Here is a 9,888-nt window from a genome sequence, read left to right on the forward strand (position 1 = left end):
TAGCTTATGGAAAAGCCTAAAATTGTCAAAAATTATTGTCAATTTTGTCAAAGGTACACACGGCAATTCGTTTTGAAGGAGCATAATATACCTTATGAACCTGAAGTACATCTCTTTGATTTATCTTATCAAATAGTTGAATGTTGCGGCTGTTCTAACGTATCTTTTAGAGAAGAAATTATCGACCCTGACAGTCCTATTCACATAAATGAATCTGAAGTTGAATATCAAACAACTATTAAAACTTATCCTGTCTCTCTAAAAAATCATAAAGAGATGGATTGGTTCGAGCTCTATGAATTACCCTTATTAGTTAGGAGAATTTATACAGACACACTAAAAAGTTATGCTAATGATTCGAAAATTCTAACAGGAATAGGGCTTAGGACTTGCATAGAAGCAGTTTGTAATGATAAAGGAATTGAGGGTAAATCACTCGAAAGTCGTATTAATAAACTTAAAACTAGCGGATTTATTTCTATTAGTGATACCAATCATCTTCATGGAATACGTTTTATGGGTAATGACTCAGCCCATGACATAAAGCAACCAAATGATAGAGAATTAGAAATAGCTTTAAGAATAGTTGAGCATTTATTGAGTAGTATTTATATATTACCAAAAATTTCAACTGGTACACTTCAAACAGTAATTGATAATTATAAAGATTTTAAAACATTATTGATTAAATTATTGAATGATAATTTTAAAAGTGGTGATGAGCATGGATTATTTAGATTTTTAGATAAAGATTATAGAAGATGTCAAGAAAATATAGAGGATTTCGAAAAACAGATAATAAAAGATATTCAAAATGGCGATTTTACTCATTTACAATTAGGTGCAATTAAGAAGTATAAAAATAAAAATATTCAGAATTTTTTAGTGGTTTAAGAATTTTTATTAATAAATAAATAGATAATATTCTAATCTCGCATATTTATATCAAAAATCGCCACAGGGCAACAACGCGCTATTCTACTACAATAGCCGCAGCAAGTAAGCCAGGTAACAAGGGGCGGTGAGTGGAACTTTATTTTATTTTAGCGGGTATTTTTGTCGGATTTTGCGTGGGTGTGACCGGTGTGGGCGGTGGGTCACTGATGACGCCGATTTTGATTTTACTGCTAAAAGTAGAGCCGCATATTGCTGTCGGCACCGATTTGCTATATGCCGCTATTTCCAAGTTTTTTGGTGGTGTGGTACATTTTAAAAAATCAAATGTCGTTTGGCCAATCGTGCTATGGCTAGCAATTGGTAGTATTCCAGCCTCCATTGTCACCAACTATCTCGTCGCTACTTACTTGGGTAATATCAACGCCATCAAACTAATCATGACCTTGATATTGGGCGTGATGTTGACCATTACCGGGATTTCGCTGATTTTTCGCAACCGTATCGAAGCGTTTTTTGACAAATACCGTAAAAATGACCAAACTGACAGTCTCACCTCCCAAATCCCAAAATATAAATTGGTGCTGATGGGCATATTGCTCGGGGTAGTAGTGACCTTATCGTCGGTTGGGGCAGGGGCATTTGGCGTCATGGCACTGGTGCTGATTTTTCCCCAATTGCCCCTCATTCGTATCATCGGCTCGGATGTGGTACATGCGGTGCTATTAACTTTGGTTGCAGGTCTCGGGCATTTGCTGTCAGGCAGTGTGGATTTTCACATGCTGACCTTTTTGCTCATTGGCGCGATTCCTGCCATTATTGTAGGCACATTATTGAGCAGTAAACTGCCTGAGAAAAAATTGCGCCCGATTTTAGGGGTGACGCTGTTATTATTAGGCATTAATTTTGTTGTCAATCCTGCCAAAGCCAAACCAAAAGCGGCGGTCAATACGCCAATTGCCACGACCGCTGTAACGACTTCGGCAAGCGCCAGCCGATAAGTTTAATTTTCGTTTTACGATGACGGTTTTCTTGATTTGCCCCGCTGATGGGGCATTTTTATGGCTTAAATTTCTGCTATAATCGCCTATATTTACCCTATTTGAATCAACAAGGCTTTAGCATGTCTACTATTTTATTTGAACTTGGCACCGAAGAATTGCCCCCAAAAAATCTAAAAACATTGCGTGATGCTCTCACTGACCATGTCACCCAATCGCTAACAGATGCCAATATTCCCTTTGATACCATTAAAAGCTTTGCAGCCCCGCGTCGTCTTGCCTTACAGATTCAAGGAATTAGTGAAAAACAGCCCGATAAAATCGAACAAAAACGCGGTCCTGCAGTCAAAGCTGCCTATGACAAGGACGGTAATCCAACCAAAGCGGCTCAAGGGTTTGCCCAAGGCTTGGGTATTGATGTCAAGGATTTAATTACCATCAAAGGTGATAAAGGCGATTATATCGGCTATGAAATGAATGTCATTGGTCAGCCTGTGGCTGAGTTACTGCCGAGTATTTTTCAAAAAGCCTTAGATGAGTTGCCGATTGCCAAACGCATGCGCAGTGGCGCAGAGCGTTCTGAGTTTGTTCGCCCTGTCAAATGGTTGGTGCTACTTAAAGACGACCAAGTGCTGCCAGCGACGATTCAAGGATTAACGTCGGGTGAGACAGGGGCGCAGGGCGTTGAATTAGGTCGTTATAGTCTTGGACATCGTTTCCATCATCCTGATAAGGTTAGAATTGACACGGCGGACAGCTATGAGCAAAACCTTGCCGAGGCGCATGTCATCGCTGATTTTGACAAACGCCAGCAGCTTATCAAAGAACAAGTGCAACAGCTTGCTGATGAAGTAGGGGCGACTGCTATCGTACCGCAAGATTTGCTTGATGAAGTCACTGCGCTGGTCGATTATCCAGTAGCGCTACGCGCAAGCTTTGAGCCACGATTCTTACAAGTGCCGCAAGAGGCCTTGATTAGTACCATGCAGGCGGATCAAAAATATTTTTGTTTGACTGACAGCCAAGGTAAATTACAGCCTTATTTTATCTTTATCAGTAACATCGACAGTAAAGATAAAGCGCAAGTGATTGCCGGTAACGAAAAAGTGGTACGTCCACGCCTTGCTGATGCCGAGTTTTTCTTTTTACAAGACCAAAAACAGCCATTGTTTGCGTTGACTGAAAATCTCAAAACCCGCGTATTCCAAGATAAGTTAGGGACAATTTGGGAAAAATCTGAGCGTATTGCCAAGCTAGCTGCCTTTATTGCTACCCAAATTGGCGAAGACGTTGAACAAACGGCACGGGCAGGCTTGCTGTCAAAAGCAGACCTTGCCAGTACCTTGGTGGGTGAGTTTCCAGAATTACAAGGCGTGGCAGGGACTTACTATGCGCGTTTAAACCGAGAGCCAGAAGCGGTGGCGGCGGCAATCGAGGAGCAATATCTGCCAAAATTTAGCGGTGATAAATTACCGGCGACCAACATTGGAACGGCGCTGGCATTAGCAGACCGTTTGGATACGCTGGTCGGTATTTTTGGCATTGACCAAGCGCCAACCGGTTCAAAAGACCCGTTTAGTCTGCGCCGCGCGGCGATTGGGGTACTGCGTATCTTGATTGAGAAACAACTGCCACTAAATCTGGTAGTCTTGCTTGAGCAAGCTTTATTGGGTTATGTAGGCAAAATTGACGACTTACCAAAAACTTTTAAACAAGTGATGGAGTTTATCAATTCACGCTACCGTGCCATGTATGAAGACCAAGGCGTGAGCGTGGATACAATTATGGCGGTACAGGCGCTACAACCGCAAGTGCCAATGGATTTTGACCATCGCATCAAAGCCGTACAAGCCTTCCGTGATTTGCCACCCGCCAAACAACTTGCCGAGGCCAATAAACGCGTTGCCAATATTTTAGCCAAGGCTGAGGGTGAGATTGCAACCCAAGTACAAACGGCTTATTTACAAGAACCTGCCGAAAAAGCATTGTATCAAGCAGTGCAAACTGCAGCGCAAAGTATTGAGCCCCATCAGCACACTGACAACGCCAACTACACCCAGATTTTACAATCGCTAGCCACGCTGCAGCAGCCATTGGATGACTTCTTTGATCAGGTGATGGTGAATAGTGAAGATGCTAACCTCAAAGCCAATCGGTTGGCGCTGCTAAAAAAAGTGCGTGGGTTGTTTTTAACGGTTGCAGATATCAGTGAGTTACAGCTATAAGTTAATTTAGACATGAGTTAACGCTTTAATCATAGGGCTTCGATACTATGGCTTTAATATCCCTGCTTTAATATCATTGGTTAAACCCATACTGACAATGGTCATTATGGGTTTTTTTACAAGCTAAAGATATTTTTACACTTGTTTTTGCTAAATTGGCAGGCTAGTTTACGCGTATTTGATACTATTTTAAGGGTATTTTTGTCTAAATCGCTCTTTAGGGTTTATGATGGTATAAACAGTATAACCCATATAGCCAGGTTCAAAACTTTTGGTAAATTGTGTATTTAACGGTGAGTTTTATCTATTATTTATTTTTTCTAATTTATCTTCGTCTAGAGTAATTACGTGAAAGCCCGTAATAATGATGGCTTGTTTCATTCCATGGTGGTTACCAAAAGGTAGCGGGTTCTTTTATAAGCCTATTCGCAAAGCTTAGTGGTGCTGTGTTTGTTTGTCTATCGTTGGTAATTATCAATAGATATATGGCGCACTTTTAGAGGCCAAGTCACTATAAATCTATATTCCAAAACATGCCATTAATGTTCCAATAATGCTCTATTGTGAATTTGCAAAACTGATTAGCAACTCGTTACAATGCAAAAGAGATTTTTTTGCTAATTAAACTAAATTAAAGGAATATATATGAGCCCACCGCATCGCCCAGAAACGCTCGCTATTCATGCAGGGTACGAACCAGAACCAACCACCAAAGCTGTCGCTGTCCCTATCTACCACACCAGTTCGTATGCCTTTGATAACACCCAACACGGTGCTGACCTTTTTGATCTGAAAGTTGCCGGCAATATCTATACCCGTATCATGAACCCAACCAATGCGGTGCTTGAAGCGCGTATGGCAGCGTTAGAAGGCGGCATCGGTGCATTGACGGTGGCATCCGGGATGGCGGCGATTACTTATACCATCCAAACCCTATGTGAGGCAGGTGATAACATCGTCTCAGTATCAACTTTGTATGGCGGTACTTACAATTTATTTGCCCATGCGTTGCCACGTCAAGGTATCGAAGTGCGTTTCTTTGATTATACCAAACCTGAGACCTTGGTTGATTTGATTGATGAACGTACTAAATTGGTATTTGGTGAAAGTATCGGTAATCCATTGGGTAACGTGCTGGATATCGCAAAAATCAGCGAACTTGCCCATAGCAAAGGCGTACCTGTGGTGATTGATAACACCGTTGCCACGCCAATATTGTGCCGTCCATTTGAGCATGGTGCTGATATTGTGATTCATTCATTGACCAAATATGTGAGCGGTTCGGGCACGTCGGTGGGTGGGGTGATTATCGATAGTGGCAAATTTGATTGGGGCGCTCACAAAGAACGTTTCGCGATTTTAAATACCCCAGATGCCAGCTATCATGGTGTCAATTTTGTCGAAGCCATGGGTGCTGCGGCGTTTATTGCCCGCGCCCGCGTTGCGCCTTTACGTAATACCGGTGCGGCACTAAGCCCAATGAATGCTTGGCAAATTATGCTTGGGCTAGAGACGTTAGCCTTGCGTATGGAGCGACATTGCCAAAATGCCCAAGCCGTGGCAGAATTTTTAAACCATCATCCGCAAGTGGCTTGGGTCAAGTATGCAGGATTAACTGACCATCCAGAGCATCAGCTTGCGCAAACATACTTTGGTGGTAAGCCATCAGCGATTCTAACCTTTGGATTAAAAGGCGGCCGTGAAGCAGGGGCGAAATTTATTGATGCGCTACAATTAATTACCCGTCTGGTGAATATCGGTGATGCCAAGTCACTCGCTTGCCACCCTGCCACTACCACGCACCGCCAGTTAAATGCTGAAGAGTTGCAAAAAGCAGGCGTCAGCGAAGACATGATTCGTTTATCCATTGGTATTGAACATATTGACGACATCAAAGCTGACCTTGAGCAAGCGTTAGCCGCAGCCAAATAATCTATTCAAATAAAAAAGCGCTTCACATAAAAAAGCGAGCCTTCAACTTGCTTTTTTGAATTTAAAAAATAAAAAAATTAGACAAAAAAATACCCCAAATCAATGGGGTATTTTTAATAAGTCTACAACCTAGCGGTTGTCGCTTATTATTTAGCTGCTGCTGCTTGAGCTGCTGCCACTTCTTCAGCGAAGTTTTCTTGTTTTTTCTCGATGCCTTCACCCACTTCTAAGCGTTTGAATGCTTTAACCGTCATACCTTCAGATTTTAATATATCGCCAACTTTTTTCTCGTTGTCGATAACGTAAGGTTGGTTCAACAAAGTCACTTCGTTCAAGTACTTTTGTAGACCACCTGTGATCATTTTTTCAATCACGGCGTCTGGTTTGCCAGATTCTTTCGCTTTCGCTTCGATGATGTCTTTTTCACGTGCTAGCGTATCAGCAGGTACATTCGCTTCATCAACGGCGATTGGGTTGAATGCCGCAACTTGCATGGCAACGTGTTTTGCAGTGTCTGCATTGCCGCCTTCAACAGAAACCACTACACCAATACGAATACCGTGACGGTAAGAGGCTAGGTTATCACCTTCAATCACTTCTGCACGACGTACTTGGATGTTTTCACCGATTTTTTGTACTAGCTCAACACGGGCTTCTTCAACCGTTTGACCATCGCCATACGGCAATGCAGAGATAGCCGCTACATCAGTGGTATTATTGGCAAGCGCAAGTTCAGCTACTTTGTTTGCAAATGCGGTGAAGTTAGCATCTTTTGCCACGAAGTCAGTTTGACAGTTTACTTCAAGTAGTAAGGCTTTGTTACCTTCTTGGGCGATAATGATAGCACCATCAGCAGCAATGTTACCTGCTTTTTTAGCAGCTTTTGCTTGACCTGATTTACGCAGGTTATCGATTGCGGTTTCGATGTCGCCGTCTGCTTCTTGCAGGGCTTTTTTACATTCCATCATACCAAGACCTGTACGGTCACGTAATTCTTTTACCAGTTTTGCACTAATTTCTGCCATGAGATACCTCAATTGATTATCATTATAGATGAGAATTGGGTTGTTTATTGTCTAAACAGTTGGAGCTTAAAGGACAAAAATTGGTGATTTTTGCCCTTTAATATTACGCTACAAATTCGAATTTTTAGAAACTAATTTTGTATTTACCCATCAAAGTTAGTTTATAAAATTTTGATGACAGTATCATAACAACTTAAGCAATGCGCTGCTATGATACTACGGTAACCCTTATTCTGCCGCAGCTTCTGCTGGCGCTTCAGTTACTGCTTCTTCTTGATTTGCTGCTTTGCCGCCTTGAGTTTTAGCGTATTCTTTACCAGCGATAATTGCATCTGCAACCGCTGATACGTATAGCGTTACCGCACGAATCGCATCGTCATTGGCAGGAATGACATAATCTACGTCATCTGGGTTTGAGTTTGTATCAACGATACCAATCACAGGGATACCTAAGTTTTTTGCTTCTTTGATTGCAATCGCTTCATGGTCAACGTCAACCACAAAAATTGCATCAGGTAAACCGTTCATGTTTTTGATACCGCCTAATGCACGCTCAAGTTTTTCCATTTCACGAGTACGCTCTAACGCTTCACGTTTGGTTAACTTAGCAAACGTACCGTCTTCAGCTTGTTTTTCGTATTCTTTTAAACGAGTAATTGACTGACGGATGGTTTTCCAGTTGGTTAACATACCACCTAACCAGCGATGGTCAACATACGGCATACCAGCGCGAGCGGCTTGTTCGCTAATAACGTTGCTTGCCGCACGTTTAGTACCAACAAATAGTACTTTATTGCCACGCGCTGCTTCACGGTTAACGAAGTTTAGTGCTTCGTTCATCGCTTTAACGGTGTGCTCAAGGTTGATGATGTGGATTTTGTTACGTGCACCAAAAATAAATTTACCCATTTTTGGATTCCAAAAACGAGTTTGGTGACCAAAGTGTGCACCGGCTTCTAAAAGATCACGCATTGAAACTTGGGTAGGATTAGCTGACGCCATGAGATTTCCTTAAGTAAAGTTGGGTTATGCCTCCACATTACCGATTAAGCCGATTTGCAAACACGCATCAAAATCTACAGGATTTTAATTAATCAAATTTGCAAACACCCAGCTTAACTCTTATCAAGCTTGTTAGCTTGAAAATAGCAATGTGTGTGTCATGTTAGTAAATAAAAAAAGCAATTTGCCATCTCAAGATAAAATGACAAACTGCTATTTTAACACATTTTTATATGGTTAAGCTATATTTTTTTAGTTCAAGCAGATATCGCTTATTTAACCAACCCGATTAAGTCACCATAACCTTCTTGTTCCATTTCATTCACAGGAATGAAACGTAGCGACGCGCCATTGATGCAATAGCGCATGCCGCCAAGCTCAGGAAGACCATCATTAAACACATGACCTAAATGCGAATCACCCACACGGCTACGCACTTCAGTACGTCGCATACCGTGACTGTCATCAAACAATTCATTGATTACTGCTGTATCAATCGGTTTACTAAAGGCGGGCCAACCACAACCTGAGTCATACTTGTCCGATGAGCTAAAAAGCGGCTCACCACTCACAATATCCACATAGATACCACGTTCAAATTGGTGATCATATTCATGGCTAAAAGGGCGTTCAGTGCCATTTTGCTGTGTCACATAATATTGCTCATCATTCAAATTTGCCTTGATTTCAGCTTCAGACGGTCTTACATACTTCTGTGTATCGATATTAATTGAATTAGCCATAGACGTTCCCAGCCTTTGTTGTCATTGTAGAACATCACAATAGTTACAACCCGTCCAAAATTCAAGTAACAACTGTTTAAACAAATAGTAGTTTTGTGAAAAAGGCGAAAAGGGCTATAATACGTCTTCTTAAATTTTTGCAAAATCAGATAATTATTGTATGAAAACACTATTAAATAACCCTGAAGCCGTTGAAAAAATGCGCGTCGCTGGTAAATTAGCCGCCGATGTCTTAGTGATGTTAGACGAATATGTCAAAGAAGGTGTAACGACAGGGGCATTAGATAAGCTTGCCCATGACTATATTGTCGATGTCCAAAAAGCCATTCCTGCTAATGTCGGCTATCATGGCTACCAGCATACGCTTTGTACTTCAATCAACCATGTGGTTTGTCATGGTATTCCCGATGACAGCCGTATCCTAAAAGAGGGCGATATCGTCAACATCGATGTCACAGTGATAAAAGATGGCTATCATGGTGATACTTCAAAAATGTGGATTATCGGTGAAGGCTCAATCATGGCGCAGCGTATCTGCAAAATTGCCCAAGACGCACTATATGCAGGGATGAAAGCCGTTCGCAATGGCGCCTATGTAGGCGATATTGGCGCAGCGATTCAAGCGGTGGCAGAGCCAGAGCGTTTTAGCGTAGTAAGAGAATATTGCGGGCATGGAATTAGTGACGTATACCATGATGAACCACAAATTCTGCACTATGGTAAAAAAAATACCGGTCTACAACTGACCACAGGCATGACATTTACCATTGAACCAATGATTAACCAAGGTGTATGGCAAACCAAAACCTTGCCTGATAAATGGACGGTAATTACTAAAGACCGTAAATTGTCCGCCCAATGGGAACATACACTGATGGTTACCGAGAACGGCTGTGAAGTGTTTACCAAGCGTCCAGAAGAAGATTTGAGTTTTTTAAACAGTTAAAATATGAATAAAATCATCAGTATAAAAGAAAGTTAACAATTAATTTAAAATTATTTATATTTTCCTGTTGACACCCATTCCAATTCACGTATAATACGCCACCACTGAGCGACGAAGAGT

General features: G+C 41.6%; 8 protein-coding genes. 5 read left to right on the forward strand and 3 right to left on the reverse strand.

The features are described 5' to 3' along the window. Positions 1-6 precede the first annotated feature (6 nt). The 4 genes from RT034_RS05575 (at position 7) to RT034_RS05590 (ending at position 6,052) form a co-directional block, all read left to right on the forward strand. Complete coding sequence (locus RT034_RS05575; protein WP_313014735.1) at positions 7-894, forward strand: DUF4145 domain-containing protein; 888 nt, start codon at positions 7-9, stop codon at positions 892-894. A 131-nt stretch (positions 895-1,025) separates the two neighbouring features. Beyond that, positions 1,026-1,895: a sulfite exporter TauE/SafE family protein gene (locus RT034_RS05580; protein WP_313014738.1), complete on the forward strand. Its 870-nt coding sequence runs from the start codon at positions 1,026-1,028 to the stop codon at positions 1,893-1,895. Between the two features lie 122 nt (positions 1,896-2,017). Continuing rightward, entirely contained in the window at positions 2,018-4,120 is a 2,103-nt protein-coding gene (gene glyS / locus RT034_RS05585) for a glycine--tRNA ligase subunit beta (RefSeq protein ID WP_313014741.1), read from the forward strand. 645 nt (positions 4,121-4,765) lie between these two features. After that, positions 4,766-6,052, forward strand: coding sequence for an O-acetylhomoserine aminocarboxypropyltransferase/cysteine synthase family protein (locus RT034_RS05590; RefSeq protein ID WP_313014744.1), 1,287 nt, complete (start codon positions 4,766-4,768; stop codon positions 6,050-6,052). Between the two features lie 146 nt (positions 6,053-6,198). Here the strand turns inward: RT034_RS05590 and tsf are convergent, their stop codons facing one another. The 3 genes from tsf to msrB form a co-directional block, all read right to left on the reverse strand. Further along, entirely contained in the window at positions 6,199-7,077 is an 879-nt protein-coding gene (tsf, locus tag RT034_RS05595; protein ID WP_007115804.1) for a translation elongation factor Ts, read from the reverse strand. 228 nt (positions 7,078-7,305) lie between these two features. Further along, positions 7,306-8,079, reverse strand: a complete 774-nt coding sequence (rpsB, locus tag RT034_RS05600; RefSeq protein WP_050324911.1) for a 30S ribosomal protein S2 — start codon at positions 8,077-8,079, stop codon at positions 7,306-7,308. Between the two features lie 272 nt (positions 8,080-8,351). Then, the gene (gene msrB / locus RT034_RS05605; protein ID WP_036597390.1) at positions 8,352-8,822 is read right to left on the reverse strand and encodes a peptide-methionine (R)-S-oxide reductase MsrB; all 471 of its coding nucleotides are present in this window, start codon (positions 8,820-8,822) and stop codon (positions 8,352-8,354) included. A gap of 160 nt (positions 8,823-8,982) precedes the next feature. Between msrB and map the strand changes: the two genes are divergently transcribed. Next, on the forward strand, positions 8,983-9,768 hold the full coding sequence (gene map, locus RT034_RS05610) for a type I methionyl aminopeptidase (RefSeq protein WP_100270570.1): 786 nt from the start codon (positions 8,983-8,985) through the stop codon (positions 9,766-9,768). Positions 9,769-9,888 lie beyond the last annotated feature (120 nt).

Origin of the sequence: Moraxella sp. CTOTU48841 (assembly GCF_032061225.1) — a bacterium.
GTDB lineage: Bacteria > Pseudomonadota > Gammaproteobacteria > Pseudomonadales > Moraxellaceae > Faucicola > Faucicola cinerea.